This window comes from Nonomuraea sp. NPDC051191, assembly GCF_044455665.1.
Taxonomy (GTDB): Bacteria; Actinomycetota; Actinomycetes; order Streptosporangiales; family Streptosporangiaceae; genus Nonomuraea.
Window position 1 is genome coordinate 457,068 of sequence record NZ_JBITEZ010000002.1, and the last position, 19,135, is coordinate 476,202.

17 protein-coding genes are annotated in these 19,135 nt (G+C 72.3%); 10 read left to right on the forward strand and 7 right to left on the reverse strand.

The genetic code is table 11. The features are described from left to right. Nucleotides 1–34: 34 nt before the first annotated feature. From ACIA8R_RS06710 to ACIA8R_RS06735, 6 genes are all read left to right on the forward strand, one after another. Nucleotides 35–742: a DUF1838 family protein gene (locus ACIA8R_RS06710; RefSeq protein WP_397036976.1), complete on the forward strand. Its 708-nt coding sequence runs from the start codon at nucleotides 35–37 to the stop codon at nucleotides 740–742. Further along, a complete protein-coding gene (locus ACIA8R_RS06715; RefSeq protein WP_357701076.1) occupies nucleotides 739–1,155 on the forward strand; it encodes an HIT domain-containing protein in 417 nt (138 codons plus the stop codon). Before ACIA8R_RS06710 ends, ACIA8R_RS06715 begins: the two co-directional genes overlap by 4 nt. 87 nt (nucleotides 1,156–1,242) lie before the next feature. Beyond that, nucleotides 1,243–2,421, forward strand: a complete 1,179-nt coding sequence (locus ACIA8R_RS06720) for a histidine kinase (protein WP_357701074.1) — start codon at nucleotides 1,243–1,245, stop codon at nucleotides 2,419–2,421. 109 nt (nucleotides 2,422–2,530) lie between these two features. Continuing rightward, nucleotides 2,531–3,280, forward strand: coding sequence for a LytTR family DNA-binding domain-containing protein (locus ACIA8R_RS06725; protein ID WP_357701073.1), 750 nt, complete (start codon nucleotides 2,531–2,533; stop codon nucleotides 3,278–3,280). Then, a complete protein-coding gene (locus ACIA8R_RS06730) occupies nucleotides 3,277–3,723 on the forward strand; it encodes a hypothetical protein (protein WP_357701071.1) in 447 nt (148 codons plus the stop codon). The genes ACIA8R_RS06725 and ACIA8R_RS06730 overlap by 4 nt, the downstream gene beginning before the upstream one ends. Nucleotides 3,724–3,769: 46 nt before the next feature. Continuing rightward, on the forward strand, nucleotides 3,770–5,230 hold the full coding sequence (locus ACIA8R_RS06735; protein ID WP_397037334.1) for a cation acetate symporter: 1,461 nt from the start codon (nucleotides 3,770–3,772) through the stop codon (nucleotides 5,228–5,230). Between the two features lie 66 nt (nucleotides 5,231–5,296). Here ACIA8R_RS06735 and ACIA8R_RS06740 read toward each other — a convergent pair whose 3' ends face one another. Then, complete coding sequence (locus tag ACIA8R_RS06740) at nucleotides 5,297–6,622, reverse strand: hypothetical protein (protein ID WP_397036979.1); 1,326 nt, start codon at nucleotides 6,620–6,622, stop codon at nucleotides 5,297–5,299. A gap of 73 nt (nucleotides 6,623–6,695) precedes the next feature. After that, complete coding sequence (locus ACIA8R_RS06745; protein WP_397036981.1) at nucleotides 6,696–7,688, reverse strand: LacI family DNA-binding transcriptional regulator; 993 nt, start codon at nucleotides 7,686–7,688, stop codon at nucleotides 6,696–6,698. 11 nt (nucleotides 7,689–7,699) lie between these two features. Here ACIA8R_RS06745 and ACIA8R_RS06750 point away from each other — a divergent pair, with 11 nt between their 5' ends. From ACIA8R_RS06750 to ACIA8R_RS06765, 4 genes are all read left to right on the forward strand, one after another. After that, entirely contained in the window at nucleotides 7,700–8,878 is a 1,179-nt protein-coding gene (locus tag ACIA8R_RS06750; protein ID WP_357701064.1) for a PLP-dependent aspartate aminotransferase family protein, read from the forward strand. A 165-nt stretch (nucleotides 8,879–9,043) separates the two neighbouring features. Beyond that, nucleotides 9,044–9,373: a DUF485 domain-containing protein gene (locus ACIA8R_RS06755; RefSeq protein WP_357701062.1), complete on the forward strand. Its 330-nt coding sequence runs from the start codon at nucleotides 9,044–9,046 to the stop codon at nucleotides 9,371–9,373. 17 nt (nucleotides 9,374–9,390) lie between these two features. After that, entirely contained in the window at nucleotides 9,391–11,010 is a 1,620-nt protein-coding gene (locus tag ACIA8R_RS06760; RefSeq protein ID WP_357701343.1) for a cation acetate symporter, read from the forward strand. A gap of 129 nt (nucleotides 11,011–11,139) precedes the next feature. Continuing rightward, nucleotides 11,140–14,562 (forward strand): SpoIIE family protein phosphatase, encoded by a 3,423-nt coding sequence (locus ACIA8R_RS06765; RefSeq protein ID WP_397036984.1) that lies wholly within the window; start codon nucleotides 11,140–11,142, stop codon nucleotides 14,560–14,562. Nucleotides 14,563–14,570: 8 nt separating this feature from the next. Here the strand turns inward: ACIA8R_RS06765 and ACIA8R_RS06770 are convergent, their stop codons facing one another. The 5 genes from ACIA8R_RS06770 to ACIA8R_RS06790 all read right to left on the reverse strand — a co-directional run bounded on the left by ACIA8R_RS06770 (nucleotide 14,571) and on the right by ACIA8R_RS06790 (nucleotide 18,989). Then, nucleotides 14,571–15,170, reverse strand: coding sequence for a hypothetical protein (locus ACIA8R_RS06770; RefSeq protein ID WP_364097829.1), 600 nt, complete (start codon nucleotides 15,168–15,170; stop codon nucleotides 14,571–14,573). A 71-nt stretch (nucleotides 15,171–15,241) separates the two neighbouring features. Then, entirely contained in the window at nucleotides 15,242–15,829 is a 588-nt protein-coding gene (locus ACIA8R_RS06775; protein WP_357701056.1) for an ATP/GTP-binding protein, read from the reverse strand. Beyond that, on the reverse strand, nucleotides 15,810–16,187 hold the full coding sequence (locus ACIA8R_RS06780) for a DUF742 domain-containing protein (RefSeq protein ID WP_352356948.1): 378 nt from the start codon (nucleotides 16,185–16,187) through the stop codon (nucleotides 15,810–15,812). The genes ACIA8R_RS06775 and ACIA8R_RS06780 overlap by 20 nt, the downstream gene beginning before the upstream one ends. After that, the gene (locus ACIA8R_RS06785) at nucleotides 16,184–16,603 is read right to left on the reverse strand and encodes a roadblock/LC7 domain-containing protein (RefSeq protein WP_357701054.1); all 420 of its coding nucleotides are present in this window, start codon (nucleotides 16,601–16,603) and stop codon (nucleotides 16,184–16,186) included. The genes ACIA8R_RS06780 and ACIA8R_RS06785 overlap by 4 nt, the downstream gene beginning before the upstream one ends. 34 nt (nucleotides 16,604–16,637) lie before the next feature. Next, a complete protein-coding gene (locus ACIA8R_RS06790) occupies nucleotides 16,638–18,989 on the reverse strand; it encodes a nitrate- and nitrite sensing domain-containing protein (protein ID WP_364097824.1) in 2,352 nt (783 codons plus the stop codon). Nucleotides 18,990–19,135 lie beyond the last annotated feature (146 nt).

The following is a 19,135-nucleotide window of genomic DNA, read 5'->3' on the forward strand; positions in this document are numbered from 1 at the left end:
AAGCTGTCGCGAAACAAGGGGTAAGCTCCGGATCATGGACTTCATCCGGGTGCGTGCCTCGGCCGACGGCGCCGAGACGATCTCGTATTGGACCGGCGACGTCTACGGCTGGCAGGACGACGACGGCCCCCACCACCTGTTCGGCTTCGAGGGGCTGAATGTGGCGCGGGCGCGTCCGGCGGACGGCGGCTGGGAGTTGCTGACCAGGGAGGCGGCGCTCTACCTCGACCCGAGGACCAGGGAACCGCTCGACGTGTGGGACAACCCGCTCACCGGGCGGTCCGTGGAGGTGATGCACGTCTTCAACGACCCGGTCAACCAGCGGCTCGGGGCGTATCCGGTGCCGGTGACGCGGTTGGGGGAGCAGCTGGTCTTCAACGCCGATATCCGCCTTTCTTACCCTTCGCCGCTGCCTGTCGCGAAATATCCGGATAACTCGGCTCGGGACATGTACCGGGCGCTGGAGCTGTTCCAGTTCTTCGCCTCCGCCGCCGACGTCGAGTCCGGGATGCCCGACGTGCCGGCGGTCTTCTCCTGGTGCCGGGTCTCGCCCTGGCTGCCCTGGATGGCCATGGGGCAGCGTCCGGGCGGGCTGGTCTACCACTGCAGGGGTGCCAAGGTCACCGACGTGCCCCAGCGCCTGCGCGACCGCGTCGGCGAGCACTTCCTGCACGCCCCCACCGAGTGGACGGCGCCCAACATGACGAGCTGGACGGCCTTCGCCGATAAGGTCGGCCGGTGAGCACCGACCTGTTCTGCGAGATCGTCGCGGGTGAGCGTCCCGCGTACGTGGTGAGCGCCGACGAGGTGGCCGTCTCCTTCCTCGACACCCGGCCGGTCTTCAAGGGGCACGTGCTCGTCGTGCCCCGGGTCCACGTCGAGACGCTGGCCGACCTCGCCGACGTGGGGCCGTTCTTCGCGCGCGTCCAGGCCGTGGCCAGGGCCGTGGAGGAGGGGCTGGAGGCGGCCGGCACATTCGTGGCGATGAACAACCGGGTCAGCCAGAGCGTGCCCCACCTGCATGTGCACGTCGTGCCGCGCAACCGCAAGGACGGCCTGCGCGGCTTCTTCTGGCCGCGCACCACGTACGAGTCCGCGCAGGAGGCCGAGTCGTACGCGGCGGCCGTCGCCAAGGCGCTGACGGCGGCGGAATGAGCGCCGTGGGGAAGTGAGGGCAGGTGGGGGAGTGAGGGCCGCAGGCGGGGTCAGGGCCGGGAGGCGGGGGCGCTAGGCTCGGGGCGCGTGGAGTACCTGGTCGGCGTCGCCGTCGTGGCCGTGCTCGTGGGCGTGCCCGCGATCGTGCTCTGGCGCGTCATGCGGGGCCGTCGCGAGCTGGGCACGAGCCCGGCCGAGCGGGCCACGTTCGAGACCCTGCACACCGCCTCCATGGCCGGCCCGCCGCTGCGGGCCGGGCTGACCGCCGAGGGCGCCGAGCGCGCCTCCCGCCACCTGCGCGCGCTCCTCGGCTCGGCCGCGCTCGCGATCACGGACCGGGAGCGCCTGCTCGTCTACGACGGCGCCGGCGACCACCACGCCGCCCAGGCGTTCGAGCACGCCGCCGCCACCCTGGAGGACGGCCGTACCCAGGTGCTCACCATCGACTGCGAGCTGCTCGAATGCCCGATCCGGCACGCCGTCGTCGTGCCGCTCACCACCGACGACCGGCTCGTCGGCGCGCTGGCCGCCTACGGGCAGAACGCCTCGGCCGGGCTGGTCAGGGCCGCGCAGGAGGTGGCCGGCTGGGTGAACTCGCAGCTCGAACTGGCCGAGCTCGACCGCTCGCGCACGCTGCTCATGGAGGCCGAGGTCCGGGCCCTGCGCGCGCAGATCTCGCCGCACTTCATCTACAACTCGCTCACCACGATCGCCTCCTTCGTCCGTACGGACCCCGAACGCGCCCGCGAGCTGCTGCTGGAGTTCGCCGACTTCACCCGCTACTCCTTCCGGCGGCACGGCGAGTTCACCACGCTGGCCGAGGAGCTGCACTCGATCGAGCGCTACCTCACCCTTGAGCACGCCAGGTTCGGCGACCAGTTGCAGGTCACCCTGCGCATCGCGCCCGAGGTGCTGCCGGTCGCGGTGCCGTTCCTGTGCCTGCAGCCGCTCGTCGAGAACGCCGTACGGCACGGCCTGGAGAGCCGCAACGGCGTCGGCCGCATCACGATCATCGCCGAGGACGCCGGCGCCGAGTGCCGCATCAGCGTCGAGGACGACGGGCTCGGCATGGACCCCGAACGGCTGCGCCGCATCCTGGCCGGCGAGATCGCCCCCACCGGCGGCGTCGGCCTGGCCAACGTGGACGAACGGCTGCGCCAGGTCTACGGCGACGAGTACGGCCTGGTCGTCGAGACCGGACCGGGCGCGGGCACGAAGGTCAACGTGCGCCTGCCGAAGTACCACCCCGGCGTCTCGGCCCGCTGACCCGCCCCTCACACACACCTGCCCCCACCTGTGACCCTGCCGTGACGGCCTTGACGTTTGGTGCCGGTTTCATCACTGTCTAATGCATTCGAGGTGTGAGGAGTCACGTGTGACCGGGCTGCGCGTCCTGGCGGTGGACGACGAGCTACCCGCACTTGAGGACCTGTCCTACCTGCTCCGCGCCGACGCCCGCATCGGCGAGGTGATGACGGCGCGCGACGGGGCGGCCGCGCTGCGCCTGCTGGACCGGGGCATTGCCGAGGGCCGCCCGATCGACGCCGTCTTCCTCGACATCCGCATGCGCGGCCTGGACGGCGTCGTGCTCGGACGGCTGCTGTCGCAGTTCGCCAACCCGCCGCGGGTCGTGTTCGTCACCGCGTACGAGGAGCACGCGGTGGACGCCTTCGAGATCAAGGCCGAGGACTACCTGCTCAAACCCGTACGTCCGGAACGGCTGGCCGAGGCCATCAGGCGCGTGGCGGTCTCGGCCGACGTGCCCGCCGAGACCGGTGAGACCGACACGATCCCCGTCGAGCTGGGCGGTGTGACCAGGTTCGTCTCCAGCGCGGACGTCCTCTACGTGGAGGCCCAGGGCGACTACGCGCGGCTGCACACCGCGACCGGCAGCCACCTCGTCCGCATCCCGCTCGCCACGCTGGAGGAACGCTGGGCGCCGGCCGGGTTCGTCCGGGTGCACCGCAGTCATCTGGTCGCCGTCAGGCACATCGAGGAGCTGCACATCGACTCGGGCCGGTGCAGTGTCCGGGTGGGCGACACCGAGCTGCCGGTGAGCCGGCGGCACACCCGCGAGCTGCGCGACCTGCTGGTCCGCCGGGCCAGGAAGGGCAGGACGGAATGACCTCCGACCCCCGTCCGGGGCGCCCCGCCGGGGCGCCGCGCACCGACGCCGCCCGCCGCATGGACGCCTTCCGCCGGTCCGAGACGCCGCGCCGGGTCAGCGTCACCAGCCCGCGCGCCGCCGCCCGCCGCCCCCGCTACCCGGCCACCAGGGAGATCGACGAGCAGACCCGCCTCGGCGAGGTCTACATGCGCTCCCTGCTGCGCACCCAGTTCCGGCTCGCCCTGTTCGTCTGCACCGTGCTGGCCTGCGTGGTCGGCGGCCTGCCGCTGCTGTTCCTGCTCATCCCCGAGCTGCGCGAGGTGGACGTCCTCGGCGTCTCCCTGCCGTGGGCGGTGCTGGCCGGGCTCATCTACCCCGCCTTCGTCATCGGCGCCTGGCTGTACGTCCGCCAGGCCGAGCGCAACGAACGCCACTTCGCCGAGCTGGTGGAACGCCGGTGACCGGCGCTGAGGGCCCGTCGTGAGCCTCGCCGCGGTGGTCGTCGTGATGGCCGCGGCCGTGCTCATCGGCGCGTACGGCATCAGGTTCTCCCGCACCACCTCCGACTTCTACGTCGCCTCCCGGACCGTCAGCCCCCTGTGGAACGCCTCGGCCATCGGCGGCGAGTACCTGTCGGCGGCCTCCTTCCTCGGCGTCGCCGGGCTGATCCTGTCCTACGGCGTGGACATGTTGTGGCTGCCCGTCGGGTGGACCGGCGGCTACCTGGTGCTCCTGGTGCTGGTCTCGGCGCCGCTGAGGCGCTCGGGGGCGTACACGCTGCCCGACTTCGCCGAGGCCAGGCTGGAGTCGATGACCGTGCGCAGGACGGCCAGCGTGCTCGTCGTCCTGATCGGGTGGCTGTACCTGATGCCGCAGTTCCAGAGCGCCGGGCTGGTGCTGCGCACGATCACCGGCGCGCCGGTGTGGGCCGGCGGGCTGCTGGTCGCCGGCGTGGTGGCGGTGAACGTGCTGTCCGGCGGCATGCGGTCGATCACGTTCGTGCAGGCGTTCCAGTACTGGCTCAAGCTGACCGCGCTGGCCGTGCCGCTGGTGTTCCTGCTGCTGGCCTGGAAGGGCGACGGCGCGCCCGCCCTCAGCGTCCAGGACGCGGTCACCTGGCAGATGCCGCTGGCCGGGGCCAAGGAGTACGGGCTCTACTCGACGTACTCGCTGATCCTGGCCACGTTCCTCGGCACGATGGGCCTGCCGCACGTGCTCGTGCGCTTCTACACCAACCCCGACGGACGGGCCGCGCGCCGGACGACGCTGGTCGTGCTGACCCTGCTCGGCGCGTTCTACCTGCTGCCCGCCCTGTACGGCTGGCTCGGCCGCCTCTACGCCCCCGACCTCGTGCGTACCGACGCCGTCGTGCTCACGCTGCCCAGCCGCATGATCGGCGGCACGCTCGGCGACCTGCTGACCGCGCTGGTGACGGCGGGGGCGTTCGCGGCCTTCCTGTCCACCTCGTCCGGGCTGACCGTGTCCGTCGCCGGGGTGATCGCGCAAGACCTGCTGAAGGGCGGGGTGCGCTCGTTCAGGATCGCCACGCTCATGGCGGTCGCGGTGCCGCTGGCGCTGGCGCTCTGGGCGCGGGCGCTGCCGGTCGCGGACGTCGTGGGGCTGGCGTTCGCGGTGGCCGCCTCGTCGTTCTGCCCGCTGCTGGTGCTGGGCATCTGGTGGCGGCGGCTCACCACGACCGGGGCGCTGGCGGGGCTGTTCGTGGGGGGCGGGCTGGCGTGCGCGGCCGTGCTCGTCACGATCACCGGCGGGCCGTACGAGGGGCTGCCGGGGGCGCTGCTGGCCCAGCCGGCGGCATGGACGGTGCCGATCGCGTTCACGGTGATGGTGTCGGTGTCGTTCCTGACGCCGCACCGCGTACCGCCGGGGGTGGCCCGCACGATGGTCCGCCTCCACACCCCGGAGAACCTGGACCTGGACCGCGGCGACTGGCGCCCCCGCTCCCCCTGACCCATGGGGGACGGCCTTCCGAGCCTCCCCGGGGCTCTGGGACGCGAGCCGGTGCGCCTCCTCGGCTCACGACCAGCCTGCGGCGACGCCTCCCAACCGCTCCGACGCCACCCTGTTCCCACTCGCACCCTCGTTCTCCGCCACGGTCCCAGCCCCGCTTCCGGCCCCGGCCTTGGTGGCGGATTCGGTTGCGCGGTCGTGTCCGGCCGGGGCCTCGCGGGTGCTTCGCGCGTGCCGAGGAAGCCGGGCCTGGTCGTGGGGCCGGCCGCTCTGTGGCGGCGGGTCCAGGCCGGGGCGGTACAGGGCGGGGCCGGGTGGGGTCGGGGCGCGGCCGGGGCGTGGTTGGGCCGAGCCTTGCGGTGTCCGGTCGTGATGGGGTGGTGCGTGTGGGGGAGGGCCGGGTTGGGCCGGTATCCGGTGGGCGAGGCTCGGGTGGGGCGGCTCAGGCGGTGGAGGGTCCAGGCCCGGACGCGGGCCGACGTCGGTGGGCGGGGTCTTGGAGCGACCGGGGCCCGGGTCCTGGGCGGAGGGCTGAGGTCGGCGGGAGAGGCCGTCCGTGGGAGACGGCCGGGCGATCCGGCCAGGACGCTGAGCGCGCGTGCCGTACTGCGTGGTGCCGGCAGGTTCGTGCGGGGTGGTGTCGGAGGGGTCGTCCGGGGTGGTTCCCTCGTCGGGGGCGAAGTACGGTCTCGTGGGAGGCGTCGGGCGGGGGACGTCGCCGTGCCGGGTGGCCTGTTCGGTCATGGGTCTGGCGTCCGTGCCCGCGTGGGTTTCGACGTCGAGCACCTCGTGCCCGGGGACGGTGTGCAGGGGCTCCTCGACCGGGGGCGGGTGGTGGACGGTCCGGCCGGTGGCCGCTCCCAGGTCGCCCGCGTGCTTGCGGCCCGGTCGCCAGGAGGGGGCGCCGCCTCTCGGCCAGTCCCGCAGCGTCCCGGTCTCGCGTGCCCGGTCGACGCCCGTCCCGGGCTCTCGTGCCCGGCCCATGGCCGCTCCGGCTTCATGGGCCGCCGACGCAGGCGTTCCCGGGGCGGACGTGCCCGCGGTGCGCAGGGCGTGGCGGGGCAGGGAAGCGGGGAGATGGTCCAGGAAGTGGGGGTCGGCGTCCAGGAGGCGGTCGATGAGGTGGGCCACGTCGTCCAGCCGTATCCGGAGCGTCGCTCGCGCCCGGGTGCCGCCGAGCCGCGCGTGCAGGTCCTCGCCCTCGACGTCGAGCTCCTCCACCCGGACCTCGGAGATCTCCAGGCGGACGTCGGGAGCGCCCGGCCCCGTCGAGGTGTCGCGCACCCGCGGCAGCCGCCCGTCGGGGCTCGGGCAGGCGGGCGCGGAGGCGTCGGAGCCGAGCGCCCGCTCCTCGGGCGTACGGTCATCGCGGTGCGGGCTGCTCTCGGACATGACCTGCGATTACCCCTCGCGTATCCCCTCAGGCCCCGACATGTGGGGACTTGGGGGAGGTTTGACCAGAAGGTCAGGGAGGCGGGAGCTCCCCGGACCCCCGGGCGACCAGCTCGACGGGCACCCTGATCCGGCGCGGCTCGCGTACGGGATCCAGCAGCAGCTCCACCGCCCCGCGCGCCAGGCGGCCGATGTCGTAACGCACCACCGTCACGCCGGGGCTGAACAGGTCCGCCAGCGCGAAGTCGTCGAACCCCACGTACGCCGGCCGCTCGGAACGCCCCCGCAACGCCTGCAGGACGCCGATCGCCGCCCGGTTGTTCGTCGCGAAGAACGCCGTCGGCGGGTCGGGCAGGCCAAGCAGCCGCCCCACCTCGTACGACACCCGCCCCGGATCGAACACCCCCCGCACCACCAGCGCCTCGTCGGCCGCCACCCCCGCCGCGCCGAGCGCCGCCCGGTAGCCGCGGGCCCGGTCGTGCACCGAGCTCAGCCCGTCGTCGTCGGAGATCAGCGCGATGCGGTGGTGCCCGTGGGCGAGCAGGTGCGCGGTCGCGGTCCGGCCGCCGCGCTCGTCGTCCAGCATGACGACGTCGGCGTGGTCGAGGCCGTGCGGGACGCGGTCGACGAAGACCGTGCGCGGGCCGCCGTGCTCGGCCAGCCACGCGTGGTCGGCCGGCGACGGCACGACGATCAGCGCGTCCACGCCCCGCGCGTGCATCGACTCGATCAGCATGCGCTCCTTGTCCGGCCGCTCCTCGTACGAACCGAACACCACCAGCGCCTCCTGCTCGGCCGCCGCGGCCTCCACCGCGGCGGCGAGACGGGCGTAGAACTCGTTGGAGATGTTCTCCATGACCAGGCCGAGCGTCAGCATGGTCGCGCCGCGGGCCAGCCGGGCGGCGGCCTCGTTGCGGCGGAAGCCGAGCGCGCTGATCGCGTCGTGCACGCGCTGCTGGAGCGACGCCCGGACGTGCGGCTCCTGGTTGACCACGCGGGACACGGTCTTCAGGCTGACGCCCGCGTGCCGGGCGACGTCCGCCATGGTGGGTTTCCGGTTTGTCATAGTCTCCCCCCATGGAGGATGAATGGATCTGCGGCCGGATGGGCGAGGACGAGCCGTGGACGCTGGGCGCGGTGAACCCGCCGGTGTTCGAGAACTCGTTGTTCACCTTCGCCACGGCGGCCGAACTGGGAGCCGCGATCCGCGACGAGGACGAGCGGTACGTCTACGGCCGCGGCACCAACCCGACCGTCGACGTGGCGCAGCGCAAGCTGGCCGCGCTGGAACGCGGTGAGCGGGCCAAGTGCTTCGGCTCGGGGATGGGCGCCATCTCGGCGACGATCTCCTCGCTGGTCTCCGCCGGTGACCATGTGCTGGTGCTCGGCGCGGTGTACGGGCCGACCACGCAGTTCCTGCGCTACCTGGAGAAGTTCGGTGTCACGCATACGCACGTCGACGACCTCGCGGGATGTGACAGCGCTATCAGGGCGAGCACGCGCCTACTCTACTTCGAGTCGCCCTCCTACATGGCGTACGAGATCGTGGACATCGCGGGGGTGGCCGACTGGGCGCGCGGGCGCGGGCTCGTCACCGTCATGGACAACACCTGGTCCACACCCCTGTTCCAGAAGCCGCTGACGCTCGGCGTGGACCTGGTCGTGCACTCGCTGTCGAAGTACGTCGGCGGGCACAGCGACCTGGTCGGCGGCGTGGTGGTCGGGCCGTCCCGGCTGATCCGGCCGCTGGCGCTGACGGAGTACCAGCTCTACGGCGCGGCCATGTCGCCGCACGACGCGGCCAAGGTGATCAAGGGGCTGCGCACGCTGCCCGTCCGGATGGCCGCCCACCAGGAGCGGGGGCTCGCGGTGGCGGCGTTCCTGGAGGGGCATCCGGCCGTCCGCGCGGTGAACCATCCGGGGCTGCCCTCCCATCCCGGCCACGCGATCGCGTCGCGCCAGATGTCCGGCTTCTCCAGCCTGTTCAGCATCGAACTCGCCACCGACGATCGCCAACAGGCCGCACTTTTCCTCGATAAATTGCGACATTTCAGGATTGGTGTTTCCTGGGGTGGCTTCGAGAGCCTGGTCAACGCGCCCGCCCTCACCATCGAGGAGAGCGTACGGGCCACCATGGGCATCCCCGTCGGCCTGGCCCGCCTGTCGATCGGCCTGGAGCCCGCCCAGACCCTGATCGAGGACCTGGCCCAGGCCCTGGACGCCCTGCCCGGCAACGCGGGCCCGATATCGGGGTGAACGGAATACCCGACCGCTCATCGCGCTGAACAGACCTTTCACCGCAGGCCATCCCCAACTAATCGCGGTACGCGAGCGGCTCGCCGAACAGCGCCCCCGCGGCTCTCCACGACGGGTAGGTTGCGCTCTTACGTTGGGCGTGATCCGCATCACAGTGGAGGTCTCGTGACGACCAGAGAACATGACGCGTCTGTCTATGAACAGGTACAGGAGAGCACTGAGTTCCAGGAGTTGAAACGGCGTTTCCGCCGCTGGACCTTCCCCATGACGGTGGCCTTCCTGCTGTGGTACCTGCTGTACGTGGTGCTGTCCGGCTGGGCCCGTGACTTCATGGGCATCAAGTTGCTCGGCGACATCAACGTCGGGCTGGTCTTCGGGTTGTTGCAGTTCGTCTCGACGTTCCTCATCGCGTGGGCGTACGCGCGGCACGCCGAGAGGAAGCTCGACCCGATCGCCGACAAGCTCCGCCACGAGGTCGAGGAGAAGACGCAGTGAGCTCTACGACGCTGGGGATGATCCTCTTCCTCACCTTCGTCGCCGGCACCCTGGCCATCACGTTCTGGGCCAGCCGCCAGACCAAGACGGCCGCCGACTACTACGCCGGCGGCCGGTCCTTCAGCGGCGTCCAGAACGGCCTGGCGATCGGCGGCGACTACATGTCGGCCGCCTCCTTCCTCGGCATCGCCGGCATCATCGCCGTCTCCGGCTACGACGGGTTCCTCTACTCCATCGGCTTCCTGGTCGCCTGGCTGGTGGCGCTGCTGCTGGTGGCCGAGCTGATGCGGAACTCCGGCAAGTTCACCATGGCCGACGTGCTGGCCTTCCGGATGAGCCCGCGTCCGGTGCGCACGGCGGCGGGCGTGTCCACGATCGTGGTCAGCATCTTCTACCTGCTGGCCCAGATGGTCGGCGCGGGCGCGCTGGTCGGCCTGCTGCTCGGCATCACCAGCGAGGCCGGCAAGGTCTGGACGATCATCGGCGTGGGCGCCCTGATGATCGTCTACGTGGTCTTCGGCGGCATGAAGGGCACGACCTGGGTCCAGATCGTCAAGGCCGTGCTGCTGATGACCGGCGCCGCGCTGGTGACGCTGATGGTGCTGGGCAAGTACGGCTTCAACCTCTCGTCCCTGCTCGGCGAGGCCGCCGCCACCAGCGGCCCGAAGGCCAACCCGGGCAACTTCCTCATCCCGGGCCTGAAGTACGGCACCGAAGCCCAGGGCCTGGCGGGCAAGATCGACCTGATCAGCCTCGGCCTCGCGCTGGTGCTCGGCACGGCTGGCCTGCCGCACATCCTCATCCGCTTCTACACCGTCCCGACCGCCAAGGACGCCCGCAAGTCTGTCCTGTGGGGCATCGGCATCATCGGCGTGTTCTACCTGCTGACGCTGGTGCTCGGCTTCGGCGCGGCGGCGATCGTCGGCAAGACCGACATCCTCAAGGCCGACAAGGCGGCCAACACCGCCGCCCCGCTGCTCGCCGAACGGATCGGCGCGCAGATGTTCGGCGACGTCGGCGGCACGATCCTGCTCGCGCTCATCGGCGCCGTCGCCTTCGCCACGATCCTGGCCGTCGTCGCGGGCCTGACCCTGGCCTCCTCCTCCAGCTTCGCCCACGACCTGTACGCGCACGTCTTCAAGCGCGGCGGCGCCAGCGAGCGGCAGGAGGTCGTCGTGGCCCGCGTCTCGGCCCTGGTCATCGGCGCCATCGCGATCGGCCTCGGCATCCTGGCCCAGGGCCAGAACGTGGCGTTCCTGGTCGCCCTGGCCTTCGCCATCGCGGCCTCGGGCAACCTGCCGGCGATCCTCTACAGCCTGTTCTGGAAGCGGTTCAACACGGCGGGCGCGGTCGCGGCCATCTACGGCGGCCTCGGCTCGGCGCTGATCCTGGTGATCTTCTCGCCGGTGGTCTCGGCCCCGCCGCCGCCCGCGGGCGGCGCGGTGACCGCGCTGATCCACGGCGTGGACTTCCACTGGTTCCCGCTGAGCAACCCGGGCATCGTCTCGATCCCGCTCGGCTTCCTGTTCGGCTGGCTGGGGACGATCCTCAGCAAGGAGTACAACGCCGCCAAGTACGCCGAGATCGAGGTGCGCTCGCTGACCGGCGTGGGCGCCGAGAAGGCCACCGAGCACTGACCCAGCCCCCCGCGTGAACGGGGCCCGGCCTGTCACCGGCCGGGCCCCGTTCACGTACGTACGGCAGGGGGAGGCGCGCGGCGAACGAACAAGCATAATCTGGACGCCTCCGAGCGTATGGAGGTTGAGATGGACGCCATTCGGCCTTCAGGCAAACCCTCCGGCGGCGCCTCCGACCAGCCACCCGACCGGCTGTGCGAGGACCGGTCCGCCATGGACGCCGTGCTCGGCGCGGGCGGGGCCATGGGGGCGCTCATGCGCAGCCATCCCTGGGAGCGCACCCCGCTGGGCCCGCCGGAGAGCTGGCCGCAGAGCTTGACCGGCCCGGTCGGCATCTGCCTGTCCTCCCGCTTCCCAATGATCATCTTCTGGGGCCCCAAGCTGGCGCAGCTCTACAACGACGCCTACGTCCCGATCCTCGGCGGCAAGCATCCCGGCTCGCTCGGCCAGCCCGCCGACGAGTGCTGGCGGGAGATCTGGGACGTCGTCGGCCCGATGCTCCACCAGGTGCTCGACCGGGGACAGGCGACGTACTCCGACGACCTGCACCTCGTGCTGCGGCGCAGCGGGTACGCCGAGGAGTGCTGCTTCACCTTCTCCTTCAGCCCGATCCGCGACGAGTCCGGCGGCGTGGGCGGGGTGTTCTGCGCCGTCACCGAGACCACCGGCCGGGTGGTGGGCGAACGCAGGCTGGCCGTGCTGAGCGACCTCGGCGAGCGGACCATGACCGCCACCTCCGCCGCCGAGGCCTGCGCGCAGGCGGCCGCCGTCTTCGCCCGGCACCGCGACGACGTGCCGTTCGCGCTGCTCTACCTGCTGGACGCCGACGGCCGCACCGCCCGCCTGGCCGCCGCCGCGGGCCTGGAACCCGGCGGCGCGCTGAGCCCGGCCACCCTCCTCCTGGACGAGGAGGAGAGCACCTGCTGGCCGCTGCGCGAGGCCGCCGAGAAGGGCCGCGTCGTGACGTCCTGCCCGCCCGACCAGGCGCTCGCCCGGCTGGCCAGGCCAGGGTTCGACCCGCCGGACACCGCCCTGGTCCTGCCGCTGGAGCAGGCGGGAGCCGATCACCCGGCCGGGTTCCTGGTGGCCGGCGTCAACAGCGCCCGCCCGCTCGACGCCGACTGCCACACCTTCCTGGGCCTGGCCGCCAACCACATCTCGGCGGCCCTGGCCAACGCCACCGCGTTCGAGGCCGAGCACCGCCGCGCCGAGCAACTGGCCGAGCTGGACCGGGCCAAGACCATGTTCTTCGCCAACCTCAGCCACGAGTTCCGCACGCCGCTCACGCTCATGCTCGGCCCGGCCGAGGACCTGCTCGGCTCGGTGCTGCGCGAGGCCGACCGGGAGCGGGTCCGTACCGTGCACGCCAACGCGCTGCGGCTGCTCAAGCTGGTCAACACGCTGCTGGAGTTCTCCAGGGGCGAGGAGGGCGCGCTGCCCGCCGAGCCCCGGCCGGTGGAGCTCGGCGCGCTCACCGCCGAGGTGGCCAGCCTGTTCCAGGCGGCGGTCGAGCGCGGCGGGCTGAGCCTCGTCGTGGACTGCCCGCCGCTGCCCAGGCCGGTCCTCGTCGATCCCGACCTGTGGGAGAAGGTCGTGCTCAACCTGCTGTCCAACGCGTTCAAGTTCACCCTGCGCGGGGAGATCAGGGTCCGCGTGGACGTGGCGGGCGACCGGGCCAGGGTCACCGTCGGCGACACCGGCGTCGGAATCCCGGCCGCCGAGCTGCCCCGGCTGTTCGAACGGTTCCGCCGCGTCGCCGGCACGCGGGCCAGGAGCGGCGAGGGCAGCGGCATCGGGCTGGCGCTGACGCGGGAGCTGGTGGAGCGGCACGGAGGCGTCATCGAGGTGGAGAGCGTGCTGGGGGAGGGGAGCACGTTCACGGTCCTGCTGCCGTTCGCACCCGACGGGCAGGCGTCCGGGACGGCCGCCGGGAGCGGGGCCCACGCGGCCGCCTTCGTGCAGGAGGCGCTCGGCTGGGTCCCGAACGACCCCGCCGCCGCGGAACGGGCGCCCGAGGTGCTGGTCGTCGACGACAACGCCGACATGCGGGCGCATCTCGTCCGCCTGCTGTCCCCGCACTGGCGGGTCGCCGCCGTCGCCGACGGCGAGGCCGCCCTGCGGGCTGTCGCGCAGGCGCCGCCCGAGCTGGTGCTCACCGACGTCATGATGCCCGGCCTCGACGGGTACGGCCTGCTGCGCGCCCTGCGCGCGGACGAACGCACCCGCACCATCCCCGTGATCATGGTCTCCGCGCGGGCCGGCCAGGAGGCCACCGTCGAGGGCCTGGAGTCGGGCGCGGACGACTACCTGATCAAGCCGTTCACGGCCGCCGAGCTGGTCGCCAGGGTGGGCACCCACCTGCGTGCCCTGCGTCGGCGCGTCGAGGCGACCCGGCGCATCCGGGCCCTGGCCGAGCTGGGCGAACGCCTGCACGCCAGCCTCGACCCGGACGAGATCGCCGGCGTGCTGTGCGAGCACCTGGTGCCCGAGTACGCGGCCGGCTGCGCGGTCTGGCTCGTCCCGGACGACGCGGACGCTCCCGGCGGCCCGCCACCGCCCCCGCGCCGCCAGGCCGTCCGCACCACCCCCGACCTCCCCGCCCCCGCCCGCACCCTCCTCCGCACCCCGCCCGCATCCGGCCCGGCCCGCGCCCTGCTGCACGGTCCACCCCCGCCCGACCCCGCCGGGCTGCTCGTGTTACCCCTGCGGGGACGGCGTGGGAGCGTCGGCGTGGTCACCCTCGCCCAGCCCGCCGCCGCGACCGCCGACCCGCAGGCCCGCGCCTTCCTGACCGCGCTGGCCGACCGCGCCGCCCTCGCCTTCGACAACGCCGCCGCCTACGCCCGCGAGCACCGCACCGCCCTCAGCCTCCAGCGCTCGCTGCTCCCGGCCCGGCTGCCCGACCTCGACGGCCTGCGCCTGGCCGCCCGCTACGAGCCCGGCACCTCAGGACGGCTCGTCGGCGGCGACTGGTACGACGTCATCGCCATGCCCGGCGGCCGCGTGGCCCTGGTGATCGGCGACGTGGTCGGCAAGGGCGTGGAGGCCGCCGCGCTCATGGGCAGGCTGCGCGCCGCCGTCCACGCCTACGCACTCGAAGGCGTGCGCCCCGCCCGCCTGCTCGAACGCCTCAACGTGTTCGTCACCCAGGGCGGCCTCCGCTACTTCACCACCATGCTCTTCGCCGTCTACGACCCGGCCGAGCGCCGCCTGGAGATCGCGAACGCCGGTCACGTCCCGCCGATGCTGGTGCCGTCCACGGGGGCGGTACGCCTGCTGGAGGCGCACCACGGCCAGGCGCTCGGCGTGGACCCCGGGTTCGCCTACGGCGGGCAGACGTTCGTCCTGCCCAGGGGCTCGACCCTGCTGCTGTACACCGACGGCCTGGTCGAGACCCGCGACGAGCCGCTGACCCGGCGGCTGGACGACCTGCGCGCCGCCCTGGCCGGCGGACCCGGCGACGCCGAGTCGGTCTGCGACCGCGCCCTGCGGGTGATGACCGAGCACGGCGCCCGCGACGACGTCGCCCTGCTCGCCCTGCAGATCCCCTGACCCGGGCCTCAGCCCCGCCGGTCGTCCACCTCGACGGCCAGGTGGGGCCAGGCCAGGTCGGCGGCGGTCAGCGCGCCGAGCGGAGGCAGGCCCTCCTGCGGGAGGAACCGGACGACGGTCCCGGTCGTGCCGTCGTCGGCGACGGGTTCGAGGCCGGTCACCGGCACGCCGTGCTCGTAGCGGCCGCTCCAGGAGCCGTCGAGGCGGCGGTTGGTGTGGACCAGCCACGCGCTGAGCGCCGCGACGACGGACATGCCCCGGCGCGGGCGGCCGTCGGGCAGCGCCGGGGCCTCGGGGTGGTCGAAGAAGCGCAGGTCCTTCGTCGCCATGACCGGCTTGCGCACCGGACGTCCGTGCTCGTCGAGGCGGGTGTCGGTGCCCCGGCCGTCGTCGGCGACCTCGACGGACCCGTCCGGGCGCAGGACGACGACGCAGCGCCCGCCGCCACGGGACTCCGCCTCGTCGGCCGCGTACGCGAGGACCTCCAGCACCAGGTGCCGGACGCCGCCGGGGGCGAACACGCCGGGACGGGCGCGGACGTGGGCGAGATGCTCGACGTCGACCGTGCCCGTCCAGTCGTGCGTCGTGTTGCGCCAGGAGGCTCTCATGGGCCCATCGTCCCAGGCCCGGCAGGTGAGCCGACCGGCGCGGCCACCGGTCGGCTCGGGATCTGGGCGGCTCAGCTCCCGACGGGCTCCGCGCGCAGCCGCGCCGAGTGCTTGACCAGGGTGATCAGCACCTCCCGGCTGGAGTCCCGCTTCCGCGCGTCGCACATCACGATCGGGATCGACGGGTTGAGCTGCAGCGCCAGCCGCACCTCGTCCAGCTCGAACGTCGGCGCCCCCTCGAAGCAGTTCACCGCCACCACGAACGGCGTCCCGCGCCGCTCGAAGTAGTCGACCGAGGGGAAGCAGTCGGCCAGGCGGCGGGTGTCGGCCAGGATGACGGCCCCCAGGGAGCCCTCGGCCAGCTCGTCCCACACGAACCAGAAGCGTTCCTGCCCCGGGGTGCCGAACAGGTACAGGACGTAGTCGGTGCCCAGGGTGATGCGTCCGAAGTCCATGGCCACCGTGGTGGTGCGCTTGGCCTCCACGGAGGTGAGGTCGTCGACGCCCACGCTTCGGTCGGTCAGCACCTCCTCGGTGCGCAACGGCCTGGTCTCGGACACGGCGCCGACCATCGTCGTCTTGCCCGCGCCGAATCCTCCGGCGATCAGGATCTTGATCGCCGTCGGGAGGCGCGGGCGCTCAGAGCGAGCGAAGACCATCGAGCACCGCCCTGTACATCTTCATGTCATGCATGTCCACCTCGGATTGCGGTTCCTGGGCAGAGACGAGTTCACGGTCGAACAGGTCGCCTAGCAGCACGCGGATCGTGCCGGCCGGGAGGTTCAGGTGCGCGGCTATCTCGGCGACCGACTTGGGTTCGCGGCAGAGCTGGAGGATGCGCAGGTGCTCGGGGTCCAGCCCGGCGTCGGGGCCCGGCGGCGGACCCACCGCCAGCGCCATGGAGATGAGGTCGAACTTGCCGTGCGCGGGCTGGGTCCGCCCGCGCGTGACGACGTAGGGCCGGATGATCTCCGGATCTATCCAGTGCTCGTCCGTGGACTCCTCCGTGGTGCTCACCGGTCGCTCCTGGCCACGGCCTCGGCGTTGCGCGCGCCGGAGGTCAGGTACTGGCCGACCCGCGCCACCAGCATCGCCATCTCGTACGCCACCAGCCCGATGTCGGCGTTCTGGGCGCAGAGCACGGCCAGGCAGGCGCGCTCGCCGGCGGTGGTCACGATCAGGAACTGCGACTTCCACTCCACGACCGTCTGCCGCACCGGACCGGCGGAGATGTGGTCCGCGACGCCCTTGGCCAGGCTCTGCAGGCCGGAGGCGACGGCCGACAGGTGCTCGCCGTCGGTGCGTTGCAGACCGGCGGACGAGGCCATGAGCAGGCCGTCGGAGGACAGCACGATGGCGTGCTCGGCCTCCTTGATCCGGCCGATCAGGTCGTCGAGCAGCCAGTTGAGGTCGGTGCCCGCGGTGGGCGTCATGTCGGGCCTCCCGTCGGGAGCCGGGCCGCGGCGGTCATGCCTCGCCCCCCGGCTGCTCTTCCATCAGCCTGGCCGCCTCGGTGCGGCCAAGACGGGTGCCTGACTGCAGGGATCCCATCATGGCGCGGATCTCCTCGGGCGAGCGCTCGTCATCGTCCTCCTCGAAATCGGGCTGCGTCGGCGTGTCGTCACGCAGCGCTGGCGCCAGGTTGGCCTGGGGGACTCGGAAGGGCAGGCCGGACGGCGTGAACTCGGCCACAGGCTGCTGCTCCGGTTCCGCGGGCGGTTCTGGTTCAGGTGAAGGCGAGGGTGCTGGTACTGGTGCTGGGAAGGGATCTGCCACTGCATGGATCTGGGTGGGGAAGGCGATGGGGGCGGGGGCGGGACGCGGCGGGGTCAGGGTGCGGACGTTCTCGGCGGGCCGCGCGACCGTCGCCAGCGTGGTCCCGGTGCTCGTACGGCGGGGCAGGCTCGGCCGGTCGTCGCCCTCCGGGTGCCGCGGCGCCGGGTCGAGCTCGACCAGCTCCTGCGGCAGCAGCACCACGACCGTGGTCCCCCCGTACGGGGAGGACTTCAGCACGACCTGGATGTCGTGCCGCCGGGCGAGCTGGCTGACCACGTAGAGGCCCAGCCGGGCGGTGCCGGAGATGCGGAACTCGGGCGGGTCGGCGATGCGCTCGTTGGCGGCGTCGAGGTCCTCGGGCTTCATGCCGAGCCCGCGGTCCTCGATCTCGATGACGTACCCGTTGGCCACGAGCTGCCCGCTGACCTGCACGTTCGTGTACGGCGGCGAGAACGACACGGCGTTCTCGATCAGCTCGGCCAGCAGGTGGATGACGTCGCCGACGGCCCGGCCGACGAGCACGACCTCGCCCATCGGCATGAGCGTGACCCGGGTGTAGTCCTCGACCTCGGCCAGCGCGCCGCGCACCACGTCCACCATGGGGACGGCCCGCCGCCACGTACGGGCGGGCGACGAACCGGACAGGACGATCAGGTTCTCGGCGTTGCGCCGCATCCGGATGGCCAGGTGGTCGAGGCGGAAGAGCTCCTTCAGCTCCTCCGGGTCGGTCTCCCGGCGCTCCATCACGTCCAGGACGGTGAGCTGCCGGTGCACCAGGCCCTGGGTGCGGCGGGCCAGGCTGAGCAGGATGTCGCGGATGCTGCGGCGCAGCTCGGCCTGCTCGGCCGCGACGGTGATGGCCGTGTGCTGCATGGTGTTGAACGCCTGGCCCACCTGGCCGATCTCGTCGTCGCCGAACTCCAGCGCGGGCGCCTCCTTGGCGACGTCCACCTCCTCGCCGTGGCCGATGCGCTCGACGATGCCGGGCAGGCGCTCGTCGGACAGCTCGTGCGCGGCGTCGCGCAGCTTCTGGAGCTGGGCGAACAGGGCGCGGGCGGTGGTGATGGACAGGATGATCGAGGCGACGACGGCCACCAGCCCGAGACCGGCGGCCAGCACCAGCCGGACGATGACGCCGGCCGCGACGGGCACGACCCGGTCCACCAGGCGGTCGCCGGCGGCCAGCACCAGGGCGCTGAAGTCGGCCAGCGCGCGGTCGGCCGCGGTCTTCCACTGCGCCGCGCCGAACGGCAGCGCCCCGGCCTGCGGGCCCTGCCCGGAGATCAGGTTCTCCATGGTCTGGAGCCTGCTCAGCGACTCGCCCTTCAGCAGCTTGTCGAAGGCCGCCTGCTCGGAGTCGGGCAGCTCGTCGCCGGCCTGCTCGGCGAGGACGTGCCAGGCGCCGACGGTCTGGGTGAACTGCGCCTGCTCCTCGGCCGAGATCCGCCCCTGGACGAGCGCGCCGGCCAGCAGGGCGTCCTCGCGCGCCAGCACCTCGCGGGACCTGTTCAGGGCCAGGAGCGTGCGGATGTCCTTGGCGACGGTCTTGTCGTCGACGGTCGCCAGCGAGCCGTAGAGGGTGAAGACGGAGTCGATCAGATCGCTGTAGGCGGCCGTGGCCTCCAGTTTGTCCAGGCGGCCGGCGTCGATGGCCTTGCGGGTCTCCTTGAGCGTGCCGAGGGCCTTGAGCACGTCGTTCAGGCGACCGGCGCCCTCGTCGTCGATGGCCCAGCTCACCAGGCCGCCGGTCGCCGCCTCCTGGAACGCGGCGAGCAGGCCGTCGGTCTTCTCGCGCTGGTTGTCCAGGTCACGGCGGGGGCCGCCGGTGGCGTCGCTGAGTTTCACGACGGAGATCCGGCGCTCCCTCTGGAGCTCGATGAGCAAGGGCTCGCTGGGGCCCACTACGCTGGAGTCGACTTGAGAGACCCAGAGCAGGTTGACACCCTCACGAAGGGTGACCCAGGCAGCGAACGCCCACAGTGCCGTGAGGGAGAGCAGTAGAGCTGTGACTTTGGTCCGCAGGCTCGTATTGCGGAAGCCCATTTATACCCACCCTGTGAAAGTCATTTCGCGTGCTCATCATCCGGACAGGTCATGGCATATCGACGCTGTCGATCACGAAACCTTAGCGCAGTTCCAAAGCGTCTCTCAAGCAACACTAGGCACTATCTGTACTTATATCCCATTTT